The sequence below is a fragment of the Enterobacter sp. 22466 genome, assembly GCF_052044775.1.
GTDB lineage: Bacteria > Pseudomonadota > Gammaproteobacteria > Enterobacterales > Enterobacteriaceae > Enterobacter > Enterobacter dissolvens.
Genome location: NZ_JBQENX010000005.1, coordinates 315101 through 339016 on the forward strand (window position 1 = coordinate 315101; position 23916 = coordinate 339016).

General features: G+C 54.4%; 21 protein-coding genes. 13 read left to right on the plus strand and 8 right to left on the minus strand.

Going from position 1 to position 23916, the window contains the following annotated elements; all coding sequences use genetic code 11:
• Positions 1 to 27 precede the first annotated feature (27 nt).
• From yhdP to csrD, 7 genes are all read right to left on the minus strand, one after another.
• Positions 28 to 3828: an AsmA2 domain-containing protein YhdP gene (gene yhdP, locus ACTJJI_RS15735; RefSeq protein WP_440654741.1), complete on the minus strand. Its 3801-nt coding sequence runs from the start codon at positions 3826 to 3828 to the stop codon at positions 28 to 30.
• Positions 3829 to 3870: 42 nt separating this feature from the next.
• Positions 3871 to 5340: a ribonuclease G gene (gene rng / locus ACTJJI_RS15740; protein WP_014833490.1), complete on the minus strand. Its 1470-nt coding sequence runs from the start codon at positions 5338 to 5340 to the stop codon at positions 3871 to 3873.
• Complete coding sequence (locus tag ACTJJI_RS15745; protein WP_014833491.1) at positions 5330 to 5923, minus strand: Maf family protein; 594 nt, start codon at positions 5921 to 5923, stop codon at positions 5330 to 5332. Before ACTJJI_RS15745 ends, rng begins: the two co-directional genes overlap by 11 nt.
• 9 nt (positions 5924 to 5932) lie before the next feature.
• Positions 5933 to 6421, minus strand: coding sequence for a rod shape-determining protein MreD (mreD, locus tag ACTJJI_RS15750; RefSeq protein WP_014071997.1), 489 nt, complete (start codon positions 6419 to 6421; stop codon positions 5933 to 5935).
• Positions 6421 to 7425 carry a rod shape-determining protein MreC gene (mreC, locus tag ACTJJI_RS15755; RefSeq protein WP_013098986.1) on the minus strand — a complete coding sequence of 335 codons (1005 nt, stop codon included), beginning with the start codon at positions 7423 to 7425 and terminating at the stop codon, positions 6421 to 6423. Before mreC ends, mreD begins: the two co-directional genes overlap by 1 nt.
• Before the next feature lie 61 nt (positions 7426 to 7486).
• Entirely contained in the window at positions 7487 to 8530 is a 1044-nt protein-coding gene (mreB, locus tag ACTJJI_RS15760) for a rod shape-determining protein MreB (RefSeq protein WP_000913396.1), read from the minus strand.
• A gap of 282 nt (positions 8531 to 8812) precedes the next feature.
• Positions 8813 to 10753 carry an RNase E specificity factor CsrD gene (csrD, locus tag ACTJJI_RS15765; protein ID WP_014833492.1) on the minus strand — a complete coding sequence of 647 codons (1941 nt, stop codon included), beginning with the start codon at positions 10751 to 10753 and terminating at the stop codon, positions 8813 to 8815.
• 182 nt (positions 10754 to 10935) lie between these two features.
• Between csrD and acuI the strand changes: the two genes are divergently transcribed.
• The 13 genes from acuI (at position 10936) to ACTJJI_RS15830 (ending at position 22987) form a co-directional block, all read left to right on the plus strand.
• Positions 10936 to 11910, plus strand: coding sequence for an acrylyl-CoA reductase (NADPH) (gene acuI, locus ACTJJI_RS15770; protein ID WP_248060435.1), 975 nt, complete (start codon positions 10936 to 10938; stop codon positions 11908 to 11910).
• 77 nt (positions 11911 to 11987) lie between these two features.
• Complete coding sequence (gene msrP / locus ACTJJI_RS15775) at positions 11988 to 12989, plus strand: protein-methionine-sulfoxide reductase catalytic subunit MsrP (protein WP_040021899.1); 1002 nt, start codon at positions 11988 to 11990, stop codon at positions 12987 to 12989.
• Complete coding sequence (gene msrQ / locus ACTJJI_RS15780) at positions 12990 to 13589, plus strand: protein-methionine-sulfoxide reductase heme-binding subunit MsrQ (protein WP_440654745.1); 600 nt, start codon at positions 12990 to 12992, stop codon at positions 13587 to 13589.
• Positions 13590 to 13822: 233 nt separating this feature from the next.
• Complete coding sequence (gene aroQ / locus ACTJJI_RS15785) at positions 13823 to 14275, plus strand: type II 3-dehydroquinate dehydratase (RefSeq protein ID WP_440654747.1); 453 nt, start codon at positions 13823 to 13825, stop codon at positions 14273 to 14275.
• 21 nt (positions 14276 to 14296) lie between these two features.
• Positions 14297 to 14761, plus strand: a complete 465-nt coding sequence (gene accB, locus ACTJJI_RS15790) for an acetyl-CoA carboxylase biotin carboxyl carrier protein (RefSeq protein WP_013098992.1) — start codon at positions 14297 to 14299, stop codon at positions 14759 to 14761.
• 10 nt (positions 14762 to 14771) lie between these two features.
• Positions 14772 to 16121 carry an acetyl-CoA carboxylase biotin carboxylase subunit gene (accC, locus tag ACTJJI_RS15795; RefSeq protein ID WP_003860388.1) on the plus strand — a complete coding sequence of 450 codons (1350 nt, stop codon included), beginning with the start codon at positions 14772 to 14774 and terminating at the stop codon, positions 16119 to 16121.
• Positions 16122 to 16229: 108 nt separating this feature from the next.
• A complete protein-coding gene (locus tag ACTJJI_RS15800; RefSeq protein ID WP_440654750.1) occupies positions 16230 to 16472 on the plus strand; it encodes a YhdT family protein in 243 nt (80 codons plus the stop codon).
• A complete protein-coding gene (panF, locus tag ACTJJI_RS15805; protein WP_014833497.1) occupies positions 16462 to 17913 on the plus strand; it encodes a sodium/pantothenate symporter in 1452 nt (483 codons plus the stop codon). Before ACTJJI_RS15800 ends, panF begins: the two co-directional genes overlap by 11 nt.
• Before the next feature lie 11 nt (positions 17914 to 17924).
• Positions 17925 to 18806 carry a 50S ribosomal protein L11 methyltransferase gene (gene prmA / locus ACTJJI_RS15810; protein WP_014833498.1) on the plus strand — a complete coding sequence of 294 codons (882 nt, stop codon included), beginning with the start codon at positions 17925 to 17927 and terminating at the stop codon, positions 18804 to 18806.
• A 329-nt stretch (positions 18807 to 19135) separates the two neighbouring features.
• Positions 19136 to 20101 (plus strand): tRNA dihydrouridine synthase DusB, encoded by a 966-nt coding sequence (gene dusB / locus ACTJJI_RS15815; protein WP_013098996.1) that lies wholly within the window; start codon positions 19136 to 19138, stop codon positions 20099 to 20101.
• Between the two features lie 23 nt (positions 20102 to 20124).
• Positions 20125 to 20421: a DNA-binding transcriptional regulator Fis gene (gene fis, locus ACTJJI_RS15820; RefSeq protein WP_000462905.1), complete on the plus strand. Its 297-nt coding sequence runs from the start codon at positions 20125 to 20127 to the stop codon at positions 20419 to 20421.
• Positions 20422 to 20601: 180 nt separating this feature from the next.
• Positions 20602 to 20766 carry a DUF2556 family protein gene (locus tag ACTJJI_RS15825; RefSeq protein ID WP_014833499.1) on the plus strand — a complete coding sequence of 55 codons (165 nt, stop codon included), beginning with the start codon at positions 20602 to 20604 and terminating at the stop codon, positions 20764 to 20766.
• Between the two features lie 139 nt (positions 20767 to 20905).
• Positions 20906 to 22987 carry a putative bifunctional diguanylate cyclase/phosphodiesterase gene (locus tag ACTJJI_RS15830; protein WP_047361177.1) on the plus strand — a complete coding sequence of 694 codons (2082 nt, stop codon included), beginning with the start codon at positions 20906 to 20908 and terminating at the stop codon, positions 22985 to 22987.
• On the opposite strand, the gene envR is transcribed toward ACTJJI_RS15830, so the two are convergent.
• Entirely contained in the window at positions 22903 to 23607 is a 705-nt protein-coding gene (envR, locus tag ACTJJI_RS15835) for an acrEF/envCD operon transcriptional regulator (protein WP_440654754.1), read from the minus strand. The two genes, ACTJJI_RS15830 and envR, sit on opposite strands and share 85 nt — an antisense overlap.
• Positions 23608 to 23916: the final 309 nt, after the last annotated feature.

The window sequence follows — 23916 nt, forward strand, 5'->3', positions numbered from 1 at the left end:
GTGAGGCAATTACCTGCCCACGTCAAATCATTGCTGTGCATCTTTGCGCGGCTGGCGCAGCACTTCATTAATCTGCGGTTTATCCACCGGACCGGTGATGCGGTAGCGCAGAATAGAGACCTTACTCCACAGCGGCCCCAGCACTTTACTGGCGGCAAACACCGCGGCCCCAACAATCGGGTTCACCACAAAGGCGGCTGCCACCCCCACGCTCGCGGAGATTTCCGGCGCCACCACGGCTTCCATATCCAGCTCGCGACGCACAAGGTTAACCGAGCCCTTCATGGCGATATCCGCTTCCAGGCCGTCCACCAGCGTGTCGTCCGTATGCATAACGCCGTCCTTGATCCACGCCGTACTGCGGATGGAATCGTAGTAGAACCCTTCGCTGAAGGTATCGCTGAAATCGAAGCGCAGCTTGCGCAGCAATGCATCAAAGCTCAGGAGACGCAGGATCTGCCCGGCGCGTCCCGTGCTCACGTCGGCAATTTCCCCTTTTCCGAAGCGGGTTTTCAGTATGCCGTTAAGCGAGGCCTCATCCGGCTTCCACGGCGCATCACGCCAGTGAAGATCGTAATCGACGTCAAATGACGAGCCGCGCAGCGGTGTACTGATACCAAAGAAATTGGCTGCCGCATCCAGTTTGTTGCCCTTAATGTCGCCTTTCAGCGAGGTGCGCTGTTCGCCAGGGTTATTCACCCACTCGCCCGCGGCCGTCAGACGACCAAAGCCGGTATCCACCAGCCCGCCCGTGAGGCTCAGCGTGTTGCCCTGAATCGCGAAGTCACCGTCAATGCGGCCATATTTTTGTCCCCACAGCCAGCACTCAGCGCAGCGCAGTTGCAGATCCGGCCAGCCGCTGAAGTCCACGCGGGAAGTGTTACTCAACGGCGATGCCGGAGTCGATTGATCTTTCCCGCCCGCCGTTGCCGGGTTGTAGTAGAGATAGCGGATGGCCGCCTGCCACGGGGCGTTATCGCGCATGGTCAGAGTGGCGTTGATCTCCCTGCCCTGAGCCTCTACTTTCGAGCCGTTAGCCGTCGGCTGAGAAACGATACTCAGGTTGTTCCACTGTTGCCCACCCAGCGTGAGCGACGGGGTACGCACGGTAACGGTCTGCGGGAACTGCGCAGCCTCATCCACGTTTTGCCCGACGCCTTTCTGGAACAGTGCCAGCCACTGCGCGCCATCCAGCGGTGGGAGATTCAGCTCAACGCCCTGGTGATCCGGGAGCGGAGGCGTGGTTCGACTGTCCGTCGTCCAGATGGCTTTGTCCAGCGTCAGCTTGCGGTTGAGCAACCAGCGGCTGTTAAAGTGGTTTGTGCCACCCGCGCTGCCGGTCAGTTCGAAACTGTTCAGGTTACCGTCGACGTTAAGCTTCACCGGCAGTGCCTGTCCGGCCTGTTTATCCAGCGGTGCAGGCAACTGACTGCTGAGATTTTTCAGGTCACCGGTAAGGTCGACCTTATAATGCGCACTGGCATGGTAGGGCAGTTCTATATCAACCTTCCCTTTCCAGGCGGCAGCCCCCCCAACCGACTCCTGAATGGGTTTCGGCAGCACGTCCATCTGCGACGGTTGCCAGTTGCCATCCAGGTTGACGGCCACCTGATAGGACTTCTCGCCTTCGGTGGTCGAGAAGTCAATATTCACAGGCTGATTGAACCAGCGGGCTGTGAGCGGCTCACTCTTCAGGTTGCCATTCACAAAGCTGAACTGCCCGCTGAGGTTCTTGAGCGTACTTTCCAGGGGCTTGATATACAGGCTGTTATTATTCAGACGGACGTCGCCTTTGGCGGTGGTCATTTCGCCGTCCAGCGGGATATCCAGATGTAAGCGAGCATTCACATCGCCATCAAGCTGGAGCTGCTCAAGCGTGGCCGCCAGCGAGGCTTTCAGCGGCGTCTCGTCAAAATAGGGGCCGACCGCCTTGCCTGGCCCGTTGATATCGGCATCAATCAGCAGTTTCTCTTTTGAGTAATCGGGGATATTTGCCGTCAGGTTGGTAGCCGTCACGCCGCCCAGCGCGACGCTGTCTGACTTCATCCACAACCCGTCATTGAGAAAATTAAGCTCGATATCGAGGTTTTTCAGGGCAGGCCAGCCCGGCTGGAACGCAAAGGTGGCGTTATGCAACGGCACCAGCACCTGGAACTGACCTTCGTTATGTTTGTACGGGAAAAGATGCGGGTTACCGCCATAGACCAGCGTGGCGTTATCTGCCTGACCACCCTGGATCGCCCCGCTCAGGTAATCCACGAGCGCTTTACCCATCAGGTTTTCCGGGAAGTAACGCCAGGCCTGAGAACCGTCGCTGGTGCTGATCCCCGCCAGAATACCCAGCCACGGCTCTTCACCTTCAGGCTTTAAATAGCGGAAATCCCCGCGGGCATGAACCGCTTTGGCTTTCACATCAATATGTCGGCCATCAAGCTGGAAGCCTTTATCGTTGCGCAGCCAGTTAAGCACCGCGTTGCCTTTTTCAATTTCCAGAGGTGCCCTGAAGACCGTTTCGTAAGGCATTCTGGCGTCATGCATCTCAACGGTCAGTCTGCCGTTCTCAACGCTGCCCTCCAGCTTACCGCTGAAGTTTTCAGCCCCCGGCAGCAGTTTCCACTGTTTCCAGGCCAGATCTTTCCATGTTGCCAGGAAACGGGTTTTCTCGGTTGCCTGCAGCGGGATATCCAGCGCGAGGGCGTCAATTTCCCCAGCAGGCTGCGTCGCCAGCCAAACGTCACCCAAATCCGGAGAGAGTTTCGCCGCCATGGAGCGCAGCCCTTCAATGGCCGCCAGGTCGAGATGCGTGGCGCGGATACGCAGCTCATCGCTACGCTTATTATTCGTGCCGCCGACATCCTGCTCAGGCATCCATGCCAGCGTCAGCGCGCCGCGCGGCCAGGGTTTGCCGTCCATGGTGATGCGTGTATCCGGGATGGCAAACTGCCAGCCCCCTTTCTCTTTCGTCACATGTGCGGTGAGGTTATCCACGGAGAGTTGATGCTGCTTGCTTTCGCCTTGCCAGCTTGCGCCGCCCTGCTTCAGCCAGATATCGCCGCTGGCGAACACACCTTTCGTCACGGTCATCCAGCCTTCCAGGCTAAAACGGGCCGTTTCCAGCTGCATATTTTGCTGCAACCAGTCGCCGAGCCATGGCTTCACATCCACGTCGTCAGCCTGTAGCCACACCTTTCCGTTGTTGAGCAAGCCGTCGTCGTCACGCAGATCCATACGAACCTGCATGACCCCGTGCTGGCCGTTCAGGCTGGAGAGGTTCACCTGCCCCTCGGCACGGTGACGCTCTTTGCCGTTAAGCCAGGTCAGCTGCGGGATCTTCAGTTCGGCGCGCTGGCCGGAGAGGGTAATAAAGCTCACCTCACTGTCGCGCAGATCGAAATGATCGAACTGACGCAGGAAGAGATCGCTCAGGCGGTTGGCTTCAAGACTTTGATTATTATCACCGCCAGAGATCGGCGTGTTGGTCAAAAACTGCAGTTGATAAAAGGTAAGGTCGCGGAACTGCCAGCGCATGTGCAGCAGGCTTTGCCAGACATCCAGTGCCAGGGTCACGCGTTTGATTTTCAGATAGCCGCCATCTTTCAGGCTGGCACTGATGTCCCGGGCATCCAGCGTCGGGCCAAAGTTTTGCCAGCTGGCGCTGACCTGACTGACGTCAACCGGTACACCGGTGGCGGATTCGATCTTCGCCAGCACTTGTGGACGCCAGCTGTCCAGATGCGGTAAAACGAGGCGTAGCCCACTCACGAGCAACGCGACAATCACGACAAGCGTTGCCCCTGTAAGCAGTAAAATCCCCGGCAATCGCCTCACGCATCTCTCCTTGTCAGCTTTGGTCACACAGCGAACTGCGTCTTACATCATGACGACGTCAAATTGCTCCTGGTTATAGAGCGGCTCAATTTGTACTTTTACCTGTTTGCCGACAAAGATTTCCACTTCCGCCAGCGCGTGCGACTCTTCGCCTTTCAGTGCTTCAGCCACCGCAGGGGAAGCATAGACCAGAAAACGATCGGAGTCGTAAGCATGATGAACGCGGACAATTTCACGCATGATCTCATAGCAGACGGTCTCCACCGTCTTTACGGTGCCGCGTCCGTGGCAGGTTGGACACTCATTACACAGCACATGTTCCACGCTTTCACGGGTCCGTTTACGCGTCATTTCCACCAGCCCCAGCTGTGAGAAGCCGTTGATACTGGTTTTCACGCGATCTTTACTCAGCGCCTGCTCCAGCGAATGGAGCACGCGACGGCGATGGTCTTCATTATTCATATCAATAAAGTCGATAATGATAATGCCGCCCAGATTGCGCAGGCGAAGCTGGCGCGCAATCGCCTGTGTCGCTTCGATGTTGGTATTGAAGATGGTGTCATCCAGGTTGCGATGTCCGACAAACGCACCGGTGTTGATATCCACGGTGGTCATTGCTTCGGTCTGATCGATGATCAGATAACCACCGGACTTCAGTTCAACCTTGCGCTCCAGCGCACGCTGGATCTCATTTTCGACATCATAGAGATCGAAGATTGGCTGACGCCCGGTGTAATGTTCCAGCAGGCCAGGCATCTCCGGAATGTACTCAGCGGTAAATTCCAGCAGCGCTTCATACGTCAGACGCGAGTCCACGCGGATTCGATCGAGCTGAGCATCAGCAAAATCGCGCAGGACGCGCTGGGCAAGCGCCAGCTCACCGTACAGCTGATAGCGGGTCTGGTTGCGTTTTTTACGCTCCATCACCTTGGTCCAGACACGCTTCAGATAAGCCGCATCGGACGCCAGATCCTCTTCGCTGACCCCTTCGGCGGCGGTACGGATGATAAACCCGCCCTGTTCGTCGCAGTAGGCGCTGACCACTTTCTTCAGACGCTCACGCTCGCTCTCACTTTCAATACGCTGGGAAACCCCCACGTGCGACGCGCCCGGCATAAACACCAGGTAACGGGAAGGTAGCGTGATGTCGGTTGTCAGACGGGCACCCTTAGTACCAAGGGGATCTTTGACCACCTGCACCATCAGATCCTGCCCCTGACGCACCAGCTCTGAAATGTCGCGCACGGCAAACTGCTTCTGCTCTTCGCCAGCGACACACTCGGTATGCGGCATGATATCGGAGGCATGTAAAAATGCCGCCTTATCCAGTCCAATATCTACAAAAGCCGCCTGCATACCTGGCAGTACGCGGCTGACACGACCTTTGTAGATATTGCCTACTATTCCGCGTCGCGCTTCACGCTCAATATGAATTTCCTGAAGAATGCCACCATCAATGTAGGCCACACGGGTTTCCGATGGCGTTACGTTTACCAACAATTCAGCCGTCATAATTATCCCTTCCCTCACGCAGTGAGTTAAAATTGCTCAGCAACTCATACGTTTCCACCAGCGGTAAGCCGACTACGGCGTGATAGCTGCCATTAATCTTCCTGACAAAACAGCCACCCAGCCCTTGAATACCGTATGCACCTGCTTTATCCATCGGTTCACCGCTGGCAATATACGCGGCGATCTCGTCGTTGGTCAGTACTCTGAAGGTGACGTCCGTCACGACCAGGCAATCCAGCACGTGCTGGCTGTCCGCCAGCGCCACGGCGGTCATCACCTGATGCGTTTGCCCGGACATTTTGTGCAGCATATGCGCCGCATGCTCAGCATCGCGCGGTTTCTCAAGCACTTCACCGTTAAGGATAACGATGGTATCCGCCCCCAACACCGGCAGGTCGCATGGCACACGTGCTACGCCAGCCTGCGCTTTCTCACGCGCCAGGCGAGAGACATACTGCTGAGCGCTTTCACCCTCAGCCCGTTTTTCTTCGATGCCGGTAACGATACGTTCAAAAGAGATGCCCAGCTGTGTGAGCAACTCCTGACGACGTGGAGAACCGGAGGCAAGATATATAGACGTCATGGAAACCTTTTACTGCACAGCAAACTGCTGGCGAACCTTACGCATCAACAGGAACAGCCACGGCCAGAGCACACCGTTTACTACACTACTCCAGAACACTTCGGGTCGGAAAGAGACGTTGATCACTAAAAACTCTGCCCAGAAAACAACGATATCCGCGGCAAGCGACAACAACATCACCACCAGCGCCTGTTGCCAGAGCGCGAGGTTACGAAAGAGCTGGAATTTGAGTGCAACGAGATACGCAATAATGCTCATGGATAACGCACGAACACCCAGCGTTGAGCCACTAATGAGATCCAGTATGGCACCCATCACAAAACCTGTGCCAACATTTACGCGGTGCGGCAGGGCCAGGATCCAGTAGAGCAAAATGAGCAATACCCAGTTTGGCCGGAAAACGAGAATGTCGTCCGGCCAGGGCATAATCTGCAGCAACAGCGCAATGAGAAACGAGAGCCAGATAACCCAGCGTCCCTGGCTACGATAACTTGCCACTACTGCCCTCCGGATGAGAGTTTAGGCGGTGGCGGCGCATCCGTTATCCCGGTAGCCGGCGCGGGTACTGGCGCAGGCGGCCCCATTGCATCCGGCGCAGGGAGAACCTGCGGCATCATCTGCATCAGGCGCTCATTGGCGACGCGATGTACTTCTTCAGGCGTCATTGGGTTGGCACCGTTGCGATCGGCACCCCACAACAGCAGCAGGTAGCGAAGACGCTGTAAACCCGCCGTTGGACGCGCCTGAATCACGGTGTAGGCACGCTGCGTATCAAGCTTCACAGAAGAGACAACCGCAACCGGATACCCTTCAGGGAAACGTCCACCCAGGCCAGACGTAACCAGCACGTCGCCCACACGGATGTCCGTGTTGGCTGGCAGGTGTTCCAGCTGCAGATCGTCCGTACAGCCGTTACCCGCCGCAATGACGCGAATATCGTTACGCAGAACCTGAATAGGCAGCGCATGGGTGGCATCGCAGATCAGCAGCACACGGCTGGTCAGTTTGGCGACGGCGACCACCTGGCCCACCACACCTTTATCACTGATCACAGGCTGACCTTCATACACCCCGTTAACGCTACCTTTGTCGATCACCACCTGATCGCTGTAAGGATCGTTCACGGTGGAGATCACCTGCGTCACCATCTTCTGTTCATCCTGACGCAACGGCGAGCCAAGCAGCTCACGCAGACGCGCGTTTTCCTGCTTGTATTGCCCTAACATCAGCAGTTCGCTGTTTTTCAGCAGCAGTTCCTGGCGCAATGCCCGGTTTTCAAGTTCGAGCTGGTCACGTGAAGACAGCGTTTGAGAAACGGAGTCGAGCAGTTCACGGGGACCATTGGATATAAAATAGAAAGGACTGACGGCGGTATCCATGTACGTTCTGATCTGACTGAACGTACCGAGGCGGCTATCGGCAATAATGACACCAAGCGCAACCAGAACCGCCAGGATCAGGCGAAACTGTAGCGAGGGGCCACGGCTAAAAATTGGCTTCATAGGCTATGCGTATTCTCGTGTCAGAGAGAAAGGGTAGCGATTCGCTACCCTTTCACAATGACTACTCTTCGCTGAACAAGTCGCCGCCGTGCATGTCGATCATTTCCAGCGCCTTGCCACCACCACGGGCGACGCAAGTCAGTGGATCTTCTGCAACTACGACAGGAATACCTGTCTCTTCCATTAACAGGCGGTCGAGGTTACGCAGCAGCGCACCACCACCGGTCAGAACCATACCGCGCTCAGAGATATCGGACGCCAGTTCTGGTGGGCACTGTTCCAGAGCAACCATCACCGCGCTCACGATACCGGTCAGTGGCTCTTGCAGCGCTTCCAGGATTTCGTTGGAGTTCAGGGTAAAGCCGCGTGGAACGCCTTCCGCCAGGTTACGGCCGCGCACTTCAATTTCGCGCACTTCATCACCCGGATAAGCAGAACCGATCTCGTGCTTAATACGTTCTGCGGTCGCTTCACCGATCAGAGAACCGTAGTTACGACGCACATAGTTAATGATGGCTTCGTCGAAACGGTCACCACCGATACGCACGGAAGAGGAGTACACCACGCCGTTCAGGGAGATAACGGCCACTTCAGTGGTACCACCACCGATATCCACCACCATAGAACCGGTTGCTTCAGAAACAGGCAGGCCTGCACCGATAGCCGCAGCCATTGGCTCTTCAATCAGGAACACTTCACGCGCACCGGCACCCTGGGCAGATTCGCGGATTGCGCGACGTTCTACCTGGGTCGCACCGACCGGCACACAGACCAGAACACGCGGGCTTGGACGCATGAAGCTGTTGCTATGGACCTGCTTGATGAAGTGCTGAAGCATTTTTTCAGTCACGAAGAAGTCAGCGATAACGCCGTCTTTCATTGGGCGGATCGCGGCGATGTTACCTGGGGTACGACCCAGCATCTGCTTCGCGTCATGACCCACTGCGGCTACGCTTTTCGGCGAGCCGGCACGATCCTGACGAATGGCCACAACAGAAGGCTCATTCAATACGATGCCTTGTCCTTTTACATAAATAAGGGTATTCGCGGTACCCAGGTCAATGGACAGGTCATTGGAAAACATGCCACGAAATTTTTTCAACATACTAAGGGATAATCCTGAAAGCTGGGGCGGAAAACAAAATCCGCTTACTTTACCAACCACACGCAGCAGCGACAAGGCGCAAAAATCACCTGCTGCGGTGAAAATTTGTGCAGTACGTTTCCTTCTGTTACAAATTCATCCCCTGACTCCCTCAGGGCTGAGTACACAGTAGCGTTCCTCACTTTCATTTGTAACCCGCAAAAGGTCGTTCACTGGCTTTTTGCTCGTCATACTCAAAGCTACAGGCGCGATATTCTACGTGAAAACAGCGTAAACGGCAGGTCAAACCGAGTATCTTTGCAAATATTTTTTCACATTGGTGTCAAGCGGCTGAGAGGCGGCAAAAAAATCACCCTGACCGCCCATGACACCGCGCTCCGTCAACATCTGCCATTCGCCTCTGGAGCGTACGCCCGTAGCAAATACTTGTGTTCGCGTTCCCTTGCACGCTTCCACCAGACTCTGCACCAGCAGCTGGTTTTCCGTGCGCTTTTCAATATTCCTGACCAGCCCCGGATGTAGCTTTAATAATTCCACATCCAGCTCCTTGATCCAGCTGGTACTGACCAGCGTCAGGCCCGCCTGTGTCACCGCCACACGCGCGCCGAGCGCATTGATCAAACGTACCACCGGACGTAACCGGCTGATGTGTTGACCAACATCCGCCTCAGCAAGTTCAAAAATAATGTGTTTACGTTGCGATTTTTCGCATTGCATTAATGTATCGCGAAGCCAGCGCTGGAAACGCGGGCGTATTAACGACTCGACGGTCACCTGCAACGCCAGGTTTTCTTCAGGCCAGAACGATAAAAACGGAATCAGTCGGCTAATTTGCTGACGGTCATACTCTTCGGAGAGTCCAAATTGCAGGACCATCGGCAGATATTCAGCCGAAATAACCTCTTCCGTCCCGTCGAAAATACGGCACATCAACTCCCGGTGATGGACATGGCCGTTTTTCATGACCGCCGGTTTTTGATAAAGACGGGGTCCGCCGCGGCTCAACATTTGCTCAATCAGTGTCCGCCAGCGCACATTGCCGCGCCCTTTTTCCGGCAGGGAATCATCATACACCGCCCAACCGTTCGCCCCTTGCAATACGGCGTTGCGGGTTGCCGCTTCCGCGTGTTCCATGACCTGTTCTGTCGACTGCCCACCGCGCCAGGCGCAGATGCCCATATGTACCATATCGTCCCGGTCGAGCATTTTACTTTGCGGTAGCGCATCCACCGCCTTCAGCAACTGACTGGCGATGCTCTCTGACTCCTTCAGCGTGCGATGGGGTAACAGTACCGCAAAGTCGCTGCGGTGATAGCGCGCCAGCAGTGCACCGGGGTAGCGCATAATAAAGGTCGAGAGCAAATTAATCAGCGTAAAGAGGTTCTCTTCCGCCACACGCCGTCCCCAGGTATCGCGCAGGAGATCAAAATCGGGAAGGCGAATCATCATGACCACTCCATGCGTTCCGACCTTTTCCGGATCGTCCAGCAGCGTGGCCAGCTGATTATCAAAGAACAGACGGTTGTTAAGACCGGTTTTGTTATCTTGCGCGGCATAGGAACGGATCAGCGTATCCATGCGGCTGCGCTGGTCGCTGGCGAACTGGATTTCAGAGAGCAAGGTATCCAGCGCGCTGCTGGTGCTGGACGGCCACTCATACACCGACCCGCGCACCTGCGGACCGCGCTCCCCGTTAAGTATCCGCACGGAGCGGGTTTCCAGTAACTCCTGACCGGAGAGCTGGCGGCGTAGCCAGCGAACCGCAAGAAATATCAGCACTACAATAAAGGCGACGGCGACGGTAAGCGGCGCGGTGGTCATCATTGAGCGGAAGTAGCTGGCCATGGGATCGAGGTAGACCATGCGTATCGTCATCCCCGGATTTTTAAGCGAATGGACTTTCACTTCCCGATACTGGCTGACAACGCCCGCGGGACGATAACTTCCCTGGCGCTGATGGCTCAAAACCTGATGCTTTCCCTGGGTGATGTCTACCTGCACAATATCAACAGGTACCATTAACTCATCCAGCTCGCGGGAGAGTTCCGGAAGCGGAGTGGTGATCAGACGCGTATCGATAACCGACGCAACAGATTCAACCCGGTTGACCAGCTTGTCCTGAATGGCGTTATAAAAGCTCAGGGAGCAGCCGAGCAGCGTGACAAAAATGGTTAACCCCGTCAGCAAGGTGATAAAAGCTGAGAACTTCGTCGTTAATCGCATCCTTGAGATTACTCCGTGGGTTGATGGGGTAGCGAGTAAGCGCTAACTTGCATTTCAAATGCGGCATACTACCAAACCTGGTGTATCTGGCAATTTATTGCGTTAAATCGGCATAGCGTTTCACTGAGCGAGTATAGTCTTCAGAACGAATTTTCCAATCATCAGAATAGTGAGGATCCTGTATGCAGGCTTTGATCTTAGAACAGCAGGACGGCAAAACCATTGCCTCGGTGCAAGCCCTTGAAGAGAGCCGACTGCCCGAAGGCGACGTCACCGTCGACATCGACTGGTCCAGTCTGAATTACAAGGATGCGCTGGCCATCACCGGCAAAGGTAAAATCATCCGAAATTTCCCGATGGTGCCGGGGATTGATTTTGCGGGCCATGTTCATACCAGCGAAGATCCTCGCTTCCATGCAGGCCAGCAGGTGCTGCTCACCGGTTGGGGCGTGGGTGAAAACCACTGGGGCGGGCTGGCAACGCAGGCGCGGGTGAAGGGCGACTGGCTGGTGCCTATGCCAGCAGGGCTGGATGGCCGCAAAGCGATGATTATCGGCACCGCAGGCTTTACCGCCATGCTGTGCGTCATGGCGCTGGAAGATGCCGGTATCCGTCCTGAGTCGGGTGAGATTGTCGTGACTGGCGCCAGCGGTGGTGTTGGCAGTACAGCAGTGACGCTTCTGCATAAACTCGGGTATCAGGTCGTCGCGGTTTCTGGGCGCGAAAGCACCCATGACTACCTGCGTCAGCTTGGCGCCAGCCGCATTCTTGGCCGCGACGAGTTCGCCGAAACCCGTCCGCTGGAAAAACAGGTCTGGGCCGGTGCGGTTGATACCGTCGGTGACAAAGTGCTGGCAAAAGTGCTGGCGCAGATGAATTACGGTGGCTGCGTGGCGGCCTGCGGTCTGGCGGGCGGTTTTGCCCTGCCCACCACCGTGATGCCCTTTATCCTGCGTAACGTGCGTCTGCAGGGTGTGGATTCCGTCATGACCCCGGCGGCCCGTCGTGCAGAAGCGTGGGAGCGTCTGGTGCGTGACCTGCCGGAGTCCTTCTTTACGCAGAGCGCAACCGAAATCCCCCTCAGCCAGGCCCCGGAATATGCCAGTAAGATCATGGACAACCAGTTCCACGGCCGTGCGCTGGTGAAAATTGCCTAATCTTCAAATTTTCGTGACATATTCGCGCTAATCCTTCTCCTCCGTCATGCTTAGAAAAACGCATGACGGAGGATGCCATGAAAACCCGAAAACTGACGGAAGCCGACGTAACGTCCGAATCTGTCTTTATGTTACAGCGCCGCCAGATCCTGAAAATGCTTGGCATCAGTGCCACCGCGTTAACGCTTACCCCTGCGGCTCACGCCGATTTGCTCGACTGGTTTAAAGGCAACGATCGGCCAAAAGCCCCTTCCGGTGCCCCACTCACCTTTACGAAACCTGCCGAGTGGCAAAACAAACTGACGCTCACGCCGGAAGATAAAGTCACTGGCTATAACAACTTCTACGAATTTGGGCTTGATAAAGCCGATCCTGCGGCCAATGCCGGCAGCATGAAAACCGATCCGTGGACGTTGAAAATTGACGGCGAAGTGGCAAAACCCTTAACGCTGGATCACCACGATCTCACCACCCGTTTCCCGTTAGAGGAACGCATCTATCGTATGCGCTGCGTGGAAGCCTGGTCGATGGTGGTACCGTGGGTCGGTTTTCCGCTGCATAAGCTGCTGGCAATGGTTGAACCCACCAGCAATGCGAAATATGTCGCATTCCAGACGCGTTACGCCCCGGATGAGATGCCAGGCCAGAAGGACCGGTTCATCGGCGGTGGGCTTGCATATCCTTATGTAGAAGGATTACGCCTTGACGAAGCCATGCATCCTCTTACCCTGCTGACCGTCGGTGTTTACGGTAAAGCGTTGCCGCCGCAGAATGGCGCCCCCATCCGCTTAACCGTGCCGTGGAAATATGGCTTCAAAGGCATTAAATCTATCGTCAGTATTAAGCTCACCCGCGAGCGTCCGCCCACGACATGGAATCTGGCCGCGCCGGACGAATACGGTTTCTTCGCCAACGTGAACCCGCATGTCGATCACCCCCGCTGGTCCCAGGCGACGGAACGTTTTATCGGTTCCGGCGGTGCGCTGGATGTGAAGCGTCAACCCACATTGCTCTTTAACGGCTATGCCGATGAAGTGGCGTCGCTCTACCGTGGGCTCAATTTACGGGAGAACTTCTGAGTGCGTTTAACGGCAAAACAGATAACCTGGCTGAAAGTGCTGCTGCATTTAGCCGGGTTATTTCCTTTTATCTGGTTGTTCTGGGCCGCCAGCCAGGGGCTGTTTAGTGCCGATCCGGCTAAAGATATCCAGCATTTTACCGGTCGGATGGCTCTGAAATTTTTACTGGCGACCTTGCTGGTTTCGCCGCTGGCACGCTACGCTAAACAGCCATTATTGATACGCACACGTCGACTTTTAGGGCTATGGTGTTTTGCCTGGGCCACGTTGCACCTGACCAGCTACGCGCTGCTGGAACTGGGGATTAACAACCTGACACTGCTGGGCCGCGAACTGGTCACGCGTCCTTATCTGACGCTGGGCATTGTCAGCTGGCTGGTGTTACTGGCATTAGCGCTGACATCCACGCAATATGCGCAGCGAAAACTGGGTAAGCGCTGGCAGCTGTTGCACAACTTCGTCTATCTTGTGGCGATCCTCGCCCCCATCCATTATCTGTGGTCCGTGAAGATCCTCTCGCCGCAACCCGTCATCTACGCGCTGCTGGCTTTGACGCTTTTAGCATGGCGTTACAAGAAGTTCCGCCAGTGGTTGCGATAGTTCGCGAAACTGTGCGTTTTCCCGCAGATTACTTATCAACCGCAATTCTTTTTCGGATAGCGGTTGATAATCTTCCCTGATAAGACCAGTATTTAGCTGCCAAATGCTACGAAATCGTTATAATGTGCGACTTTGGTTTTCCTGAATGCATTTTAGGAAAGTCATCAGGTGACTTTCGCGTTTCAAAGGTATATTTTGGTTTTTACCCGAGATTCGCAGGAGATAGCGACACAATGGCGGAAAAATTCCGAATCTTAGTTTTGAACGGACCGAACCTGAACATGCTCGGCCCCCGTGAGCCAGAGAAGTATGGCACGCTGACATTGAGTGAAATTGTTAACCGTTTGGGCACGGAAGCAGCGTCACTGAATGTGGATTTGGATCATTTTCAGTCAAATGCGGAGTACGCACTCATCGACCGTATTCATCAGGCTAAAGACACTGTGGACTATATCCTGATCAATCCGGCCGCGTTTACGCACACCAGTGTTGCTATCCGCGACGCACTGCTGGCGGTGAGTATCCCGTTTATCGAGATCCACCTCAGCAACGTGCACGCCCGAGAGCCGTTCCGCCACCATTCGTATCTGTCGGATATCGCCGCTGGTGTTATCTGCGGACTGGGCGCAGACGGTTATTCATACGCTTTACAGACAGCGGTAAAACGCTTGTCACAATCACACTAAACAAGAGTACGGAACCCACTCATGGATATTCGTAAGATTAAAAAACTGATCGAGCTGGTTGAAGAATCAGGCATCTCCGAACTGGAAATTTCTGAAGGCGAAGAGTCTGTACGCATCAGCCGTGCAGCCCCAGCCGCTAGCTTCCCGGTAATGCAGCAAGCTTATGCTGCGCCAGTGCAGCAGCCTGCGCTTTCCGCAGCCGTTGCGCCAGCCGCAACTGAAGCCGCACCTGCCGCTGCAGCAGAAATCAGTGGTCACATCGTACGTTCCCCAATGGTTGGTACTTTCTACCGCACCCCGAGCCCGGACGCGAAGGCGTTCATCGAAGTGGGTCAGAAAGTCAACGTAGGCGATACCCTGTGCATCGTTGAAGCCATGAAAATGATGAACCAGATCGAAGCAGACAAATCAGGCACTGTGAAGGCGATTCTGGTCGAAAGTGGTCAGCCGGTAGAATTTGACGAGCCGCTGGTCGTCATCGAGTAACGAGGCGAACATGCTGGATAAAATTGTTATCGCCAACCGCGGCGAGATCGCACTGCGTATTCTTCGTGCCTGTAAAGAACTGGGCATCAAGACTGTCGCTGTGCACTCAAGCGCGGACCGCGATTTAAAACACGTATTGCTGGCGGATGAGACGGTCTGTATCGGTCCGGCTCCGTCCGTAAAAAGCTATCTGAACATCCCGGCTATCATCAGCGCCGCTGAAATCACTGGCGCGGTGGCGATTCACCCGGGTTATGGCTTCCTCTCCGAGAACGCCAACTTTGCTGAGCAGGTTGAACGCTCTGGCTTTATCTTCATCGGCCCGAAAGCTGACACCATCCGCCTGATGGGCGACAAAGTGTCTGCTATCACCGCGATGAAAAAAGCCGGTGTTCCAACCGTTCCGGGTTCCGACGGCCCGCTGACTGACGACATGGATGCAAACCGTGCGCATGCTAAACGCATTGGCTACCCGGTGATCATCAAGGCGTCCGGCGGCGGCGGCGGTCGCGGTATGCGCGTAGTGCGCAGCGACGCTGAACTGGCACAGTCCATCTCCATGACCAAAGCGGAAGCGAAAGCGGCTTTCAGCAACGACATGGTGTACATGGAAAAATACCTGGAAAACCCACGCCACATCGAAATTCAGGTGCTGGCTGACGGTCAGGGTAACGCTATCTATCTGGCAGAACGTGACTGCTCCATGCAGCGTCGTCACCAGAAAGTGGTCGAAGAAGCACCAGCACCGGGCATTACTCCGGAACTGCGTCGCTACATCGGCGAGCGTTGTGCCAAAGCGTGTGTCGACATCGGCTATCGCGGAGCGGGTACCTTCGAATTCCTGTTCGAAAACGGTGAGTTCTACTTCATTGAGATGAACACCCGTATTCAGGTAGAACACCCGGTTACCGAAATGATCACCGGCGTTGACCTGATCAAAGAGCAGCTGCGTATCGCTGCCGGCCAGCCTCTGTCCATCAAACAGGAAGAAGTGGTGGTCAAAGGCCATGCGGTCGAGTGCCGTATCAACGCCGAAGACCCGAATACCTTCCTGCCAAGCCCGGGTAAAATCACGCGTTTCCACGCGCCGGGTGGCTTTGGTGTGCGTTGGGAGTCTCATATCTACGCCGGTTACACCGTACCGCCGTACTATGACTCCATGATCGGTAAACTGATCTGCTACGGCGAAAACCGTGACGTGGCGATTGCCCGCATGAAGAACGCCCTGCAGGAACTGATCATCGACGGTATCAAAACCAACGTTGATCTGCAGATGCGTATCATGAGCGACGAGCACTTCCAGAATGGTGGGACCAACATCCACTATCTGGAGAAAAAACTCGGTCTCAACGAGAAGTAAGAAAGCATCTTTGCGAAAAGGCCGGTTTAACCGGCCTTTTTTATTTCTGGGGATCGTCAAGGCCCATCATGTACAATCCCCGCTTTCTTCATCCACAAGGGACAAAAAATGGACAAACGTTTTGTTCAGGCCCATAAAGAAGCGCGCTGGGCGCTGTGGCTGACCCTTCTCTATCTTGTTGCGTGGTTAGTAACTGCTTACTTACCTGATTCTGCGATGGGCATCACCGGCCTGCCGCACTGGTTTGAAATGGCCTGTCTGCTGGTACCGGTGATTTTTATCCTGCTATGTTGGGCAATGGTGAAATTCATTTATCGCGATATTCCGCTGGAGGACGACGATGCAGCTTGAAGTCATTCTGCCGCTTATCGCGTATTTGTTGGTCGTGTTTGGCGTGTCCGTGTATGCGATGCGCAAAAGGGCAACCGGCACCTTCCTGAACGAATATTTCCTCGGCAGCCGTTCAATGGGCGGCATTGTGTTAGCGATGACGCTCACCGCCACCTACATCAGTGCCAGTTCATTTATTGGCGGTCCCGGTGCGGCCTATAAATATGGGTTAGGCTGGGTGCTGCTGGCGATGATCCAGCTTCCTGCCGTCTGGCTCTCTCTGGGAATACTCGGCAAAAAATTCGCTATCCTGGCGCGTCGTTATAATGCCGTAACGCTGAACGACATGCTGTTTGCCCGTTACCGCAGCCGTTTACTGGTATGGCTGGCAAGTTTAAGCCTGCTGGTCGCCTTTATTGGTGCGATGACGGTGCAGTTTATTGGCGGTGCGCGTCTGCTTGAAACCGCCGCGGGGATCCCTTACGAGACAGGCCTGCTTATCTTTGGGATCAGTATCGCGCTTTATACGGCGTTTGGTGGATTCCGCGCCAGCGTACTGAACGACACTCTGCAGGGCATGGTGATGCTCATCGGCACCATTGTGCTGCTGGTGGGGGTTGTCCATGCGGCAGGCGGCCTGAGCCATGCTGTTGAAACCCTGGAAGCTATTGACCCGAAACTGGTCGCGCCAGAAGGGGCTGATGATATTCTGTCGCCCACCTTTATGACCTCTTTCTGGGTGCTGGTCTGCTTTGGTGTCATTGGTCTGCCGCATACCGCCGTACGGTGTATCTCGTATAAAGACAGTAAAGCTGTCCACCGCGGGATTATTATCGGCACCATTGTGGTGGCGATCCTGATGTTGGGAATGCATCTGGCAGGAGCATTAGGCCGTGCGGTGATCCCTGACCTTACCGTGCCCGATCTGGTGATCCCTACCCTGATGGTAAAAGTCCTGCCACCGTTTGCTGCCGGGATTTTCCTTGCCGCACCGATGGCTGCCATTATGTCGACAATCAACGCTCAGTTGCTGCAAAGTTCCGCTACGATTATCAAAGATCTCTATCTGAATTTGCGTCCCGAGCAGATGGAAAACGAACGACGCTTAAAACGCATGTCTGCGGTGATCACTCTGGTGTTAGGGGCACTGCTGCTGCTGGCCGCCTGGCGTCCGCCGGAGATGATCATCTGGCTAAACCTGCTTGCGTTTGGCGGTCTGGAAGCGGTATTCCTCTGGCCGCTGGTGCTTGGCCTCTACTGGGAGCGCGCGAATGCTGCAGGCGCCCTGAGCGGCATGATTGTTGGCGGTGTCGTTTATGCTCTACTCGCCACCTTTAAAATCCAGTACCTGGGCTTCCACCCGATTGTCCCTTCGTTACTGTTAAGTTTACTGGCGTTTGTGGTGGGGAACCGTTTCGGTCAACCCGTCCCACAACCCGCTATGATGTCTACTGATAAATAAAGAGTTTTGCCATGCCGTGGATCCAACTAAAACTGAACACAACCGGTGCTCACGCCGAAGAGCTGAGCGATGCGCTGATGGAGGCCGGCTCGGTCTCTATCACCTTCCAGGACACGCATGACACGCCGGTCTTTGAGCCGCTGCCAGGTGAAACCCGCCTGTGGGGCGATACCGACGTCATCGGCCTCTTTGATGCCGAAACCGACATGAAAGAAGTGGTCGCGATTCTGGAACATCATCCTCTGCTGGGCGCGGGTTTTGCGCACAAAATTGAACAGCTGGAAGACAAAGACTGGGAACGCGAATGGATGGATAACTTCCACCCGATGCAGTTTGGCAAACGTCTGTGGATCTGCCCAAGCTGGCGTGAGGTGCCCGATGAAAACGCGGTCAACGTGATGCTCGATCCGGGTCTGGCATTTGGTACCGGCACCCACCCGACCACCTCACTGTGCCTGCAGTGGCTGGATGGTCTGGATCTGGAAGGGAAAACCGTGATCGACTTCGGCTGTGGATCCGGGATCCTCGCCATTGCCGCACTGAAGCTGGGCGCCGCAAAAGCCATCGGGATCGATATCGATCCGCAGGCTATTCAGGCCAGTCGTGATAACGCCGAGCGTAACGGCGTTTCCGATCGCCTTGAGCTGTATCTCCCTGACGCTCAGCCAGAGGCCATGAAAGCCGATGTGGTGGTCGCGAACATCCTGGCGGGCCCATTACGCGAGCTTGCACCGTTAATCAGTGTGCTGCCCGTTGAGGGCGGTCTGCTGGGGCTTTCCGGGATCCTGGCAAGCCAGGCTGACAGCGTTTGCGAAGCCTACGCCGATCTCTTCACCCTCGATCCGGTGGTGGAAAAAGAAGAGTGGTGCCGTATCACGGGCCGTAAAAAATAAGAACATTTTTCGTACGGAGATGATGTTCTAAAATGCGACGCAGATCGCATAGAAGCGGGAGAATCTGCTGCTAAAAACAGCAGAATATCCCGCTCAACCGATTCATTTTTTGAGAAATGATGAGAAGTTACGGGAAATTGTAAGCGGTCATAAAATCGCCGTTAATACATAACACAATGATTTAAATAAAAAATAATTTTCATCATTGTGACTGGGTGGCGATTCCTTGATCTACAACAGTGGATTGTTCAAAGTTTGGCCTTTCATCTCGTGCAAAAAATGCGTAATATACGCCGCCTTGCAGTCACAGTATGGTCATTTCTTAACTCATGCGCATCGGACACCACCAGCTCAGAAATCGCCTGATCGCAGCCCCAATGGCAGGTATTACCGACCGGCCGTTCAGGACGCTGTGCTATGAGATGGGAGCCGGTTTAACCGTTTCCGAGATGATGTCGTCTAACCCGCAGGTCTGGGAAAGCGATAAATCCCGCCTTCGGATGGTGCACATTGATGAACCAGGTATTCGCACCGTGCAAATCGCCGGAAGTGTGCCTGAAGAGATGGCAGATGCCGCGCGGATTAACGTGGAAAGTGGCGCCCAGATTATTGATATCAACATGGGTTGCCCGGCCAAAAAAGTGAATCGCAAGCTTGCAGGTTCAGCCCTTCTGCAATACCCCGACCAGGTGAAGTCAATCCTGACGGCGGTTGTCAGCGCAGTGGACGTTCCTGTTACGTTGAAGATTCGCACGGGTTGGTCGCCGGAACACCGTAACTGTGTAGAGATTGCCCAACTGGCCGAAGACTGTGGCATTCAGGCCCTGACCATTCATGGACGCACTCGCGCCTGTTTGTTCAACGGTGAAGCTGAATACGACAGCATTCGGGCAGTTAAGCAGAAAGTTTCCATTCCGATTATCGCGAATGGCGACATTACTGACCCGCTTAAAGCCAGAGCTGTGCTCGACTATACGGGAGCTGATGCTCTGATGATAGGACGTGCAGCTCAGGGAAGACCCTGGATCTTTCGGGAAATCCAGCATTATCTGGACACTGGGGAGCTGCTTGCCCCGCTGCCACTGGCAGAGGTTAAGCGCTTGCTTTGTTCGCATGTTCGGGAACTGCATGACCACTACGGTCAGGCAAAAGGGTACCGAATTGCGCGTAAACACGTCTCCTGGTATCTCCAGGAGCACGCTCCAAATGACCAGTTTCGGCGCACATTCAACGCCATAGAGGATGCCAGCGAACAGCTGGAGGCGTTGGAGGCATACTTCGAAAATCTTGCGTAATGAAATAAAGAGCTGACAGAACTATGTTCGAACAACGCGTAAATTCTGACGTACTGACCGTTTCTACCGTTAACTCTCAGGACCAGGTAACTCAAAAACCCCTGCGTGACTCGGTTAAACAGGCACTGAAGAACTATTTTGCTCAACTGAATGGTCAGGATGTTAATGACCTCTATGAGCTGGTACTGGCTGAAGTTGAACAGCCACTGTTGGACATGGTGATGCAATACACCCGCGGTAACCAAACCCGCGCTGCGCTGATGATGGGTATCAACCGTGGTACCCTGCGTAAGAAACTGAAAAAATACGGCATGAACTAATTTCGGTTAGCGAAATGCTTGTTTAAAAAGGCGCTACCTGGCATGGGGATGCGCCTTTTTTATTGCCCCAGACCTGCTACCGTCAATGCTTTGTAAACCTTCGCTTCCCCCACTTTCCAACCGCGACTTTTCGTGTATATTTCCACCACCTTACTGGCTCTCTTCTCCCGGAATGTCACAATGATTCGTAAATACTGGTGGCTGGTTGTCTTTGCTGTCTCCGTTTTTATCTTCGATACGCTGCTGATGCAGTGGATTGAACTGATGAGCACCGAGACCGACAAGTGTCGCAATATGAATTCTGTGAACCCGCTTAAACTCGTCAATTGTTCAGAGCTGGACTGAGCCGCTAACGTCGCCAAAATCCCCGAAATCTCCTGGTAAAAACGGGGATTTAAATCCCTTTGAGTCATTACCTTACGATGATAATGTCTCGCCCTTCCCAATCGCTCCTGCGTAACCTCACACTCGAGTTGAACCGATCATGCTGGTTAGCCAATACAACCATATCCTTGTAGTCCTCTCCTTTGTTGTTGCCATCCTTGCCGCCTATACCGCGCTGAATATGGCCGCGCGTGTCGCGGGGAGTCAGGGGGTCGCAGCTCGCATCTGGCTGGCCGGTGGCGGTATTGCAATGGGTATTGGCGTATGGGCGATGCATTTCATCGGCATGCTGGCAATGGATCTCTCTATGAGCATGAGCTACAACGCCACCCTGACGGGGTTATCTATGGTCATTGCCGTAGGTTCATCCTTGTTTGCATTGTGGCTTGTCAGCTGCGAACAGCTGCGTTTGCGCCGTCTGCTGCCCGGTGCACTGGTGATGGGAAGCGGTATTGTGGCCATGCATTACACCGGTATGGCGGCACTGGAGGTCACGCCCGGTATTATCTGGGATAAAACATGGGTGGGTATATCGGTGGCTATCGCGCTTGCGGCGTCGCTCACGGCACTGTGGCTGACATTCCGCCTGCGTCATGAAGCCGCCCAGGTGGCGCTAATGCGCATGGGTGCCGCGATCACGATGGGGATCGCCATTGCCGGAATGCACTACGCGGGGATGAAAGCCGCCCAGTTTCCGATGTCGACCATGGCACACCATGACGGCATTAACGGCAGCTGGCTGGCTGTGCTGGTGAGCGTCGTCGCGCTCGCCATCCTTGGGATCACCCTGCTGGTCTCCATGCTGGATGCGCGCCTTCAGGCACGCACCTCTCTCCTTGCCTCATCCCTGGCAGAAGCTAACCGGGAGCTGGCTCAACTGGCACTGCAAGATACGCTGACGCGCCTGCCCAATCGTATCCTGCTGGAAGACCGACTCGACCAGGCCATCAACAAAGCAGACCGTGAGGGTACGCATTTCGCATTGATGTTCATGGATCTCGACGGTTTTAAAGCCGTCAATGACGCCTACGGTCATGATGTCGGCGATAAGCTGCTGGTGGCCGTTACGCAGCGCCTGCTGCTCCCCCTGAAAGGCCAGTTCACGCTTGCACGTATTGGCGGTGATGAATTTGTGCTGCTCGCAGAAGCAGAAGGCCCGGACGATGCGGCCTCCCTCGCCAACGCGCTGGTACGCGCGATTGATAGCCCGTTCAATCTGGATCCGTATGAGCTGGTGGTGACCCTTAGCATTGGTATTGCGCTGTATCCGCACGACGGCAAAACCGAGCGCGAACTGATGTTTAACGCCGATGCGGCGATGTACCACACCAAGCATATGGGCCGTAACGGTTATCACTTTTTCCAGCCCTCCATGAACACCCTGGCGCAAACCCATCTGCAGCTCATGAACGATCTGTGGCTGGCCATCGATCGTAATGAACTCCAGCTGCATTATCAGCCCAAATTCCACGCACCGGCAGGCCCGATACTTGGATTTGAAGCGCTCCTGCGCTGGCAACACCCGAAGCAGGGATTACTCACGCCAGACCTGTTCCTGCCGCTGGCGGAAAAAACAGGGCAGATCATTCCGATTGGTAACTGGGTTCTCAATGAAGCCTGCCGCCAGTTGCGTGAATGGCACCTTAAAGGACATCAAAACTGGTCGATGGCAGTGAATCTGTCGACGCTGCAGTTTGAACAGCCGTCACTGGTTAATACGGTGCTCGAGTGTCTGGCACGTCATCAGGTACCACCGGAAATGCTGATCCTGGAAGTGACGGAAACGACCGCGATGAGCAATCCGGATGAGAGCGTGCGGGTGTTGACGGAGTTGACGAATGCGGGCGTGAAAGCCTCCATTGATGACTTTGGTACCGGATACTCGAGCCTGCTGTACCTTAAACGCTTACCCGCCTGTGAATTGAAAATCGACAGGGCGTTTGTGAAAGAGTTAAGTGGGGAAAGCGAAGATGCGACGATTGTCTCCGCGATTGTCGCCCTGGCGAAAACGCTGAATCTGAAAGTGGTGGCTGAAGGGGTGGAGACCGAAGCCCAACAAGCCTTTTTGACAGAGCTGGGGTGTAATACCCTTCAGGGTTATTTGTTAGGCAAACCTGTCAGCGCACAGACCATTGAGACGCTTTGCGAGCAGGGAGAGATCTTGCCCGACACCGAGTCGTAAGTCTCTTCACGTGGCGACATTCGCGTAACAGGGAGTGTCGCCAGAATGTTATCGACCAGAGCGGGAGCCTGCTGATAAAGATTAAAACTGTTGTTATTCATTAACCAGTTTTTAATTATTCCACTAAAAAATCCATGGAACACAATCAGCGTTAAATCCACATTCATCTGCGCCGAAATACACGTTTCCAGCGTCGCACGCAGAGCGTCATCGTTGAAGCCAATGCGCTTCCTGATTTCATACTCTGAAATCATATCGCTGGCAAATTCACACTTATGATACAAAATTTGTAAAAGTGCACACTGGCGTGGCTCATGTGCAATATATTGCAACGCCGTGATGAATTGCTCACGAAGCATTAACAATGGGTCAGCATTGGCGGAAAGAGAAAGTCTGTCGCGAATGATGTCACGAAGCGGCAATTGCTGTTCCCAAATCGCATTAAATATTTCTGCTTTGCTGCTGAAATGCCAGTAGACGGCACCACGTGTCACCTTTGCCGCATCCGCGATATCCGTCAGCGTGGTGTTAGCCACACCGCGCGTCGCAAACTGCCCGATAGCCGCTTCAATCAGCTGTTGACGGGTCTGTTGAGCCTCTGCTTTCTTTTTACGCGCCATAGACGACTACTCGTTACTCACAAGATTTAAGCTGTATATCGGAGGTTGGTCGTCGGGAGTATTCATTAAAACCGGTTTTATTTCTGCACAAAAAACGTCAATCCGCTTAATTTATAATTGAGATAAATATTTAGCAGTAATTAGATTCATATAATATATGAATACCGGTTATCAAACGCCCTTAACCTGATTAGCCTTCCAGAACTATTTCGTTGCTTCTATAAGTTCCGGCTCTGACTTTTTTATTATTACTGCATTCATTCGCACTTATAAATTAAAAAACATTAAATACCCTCATTATTATACGCA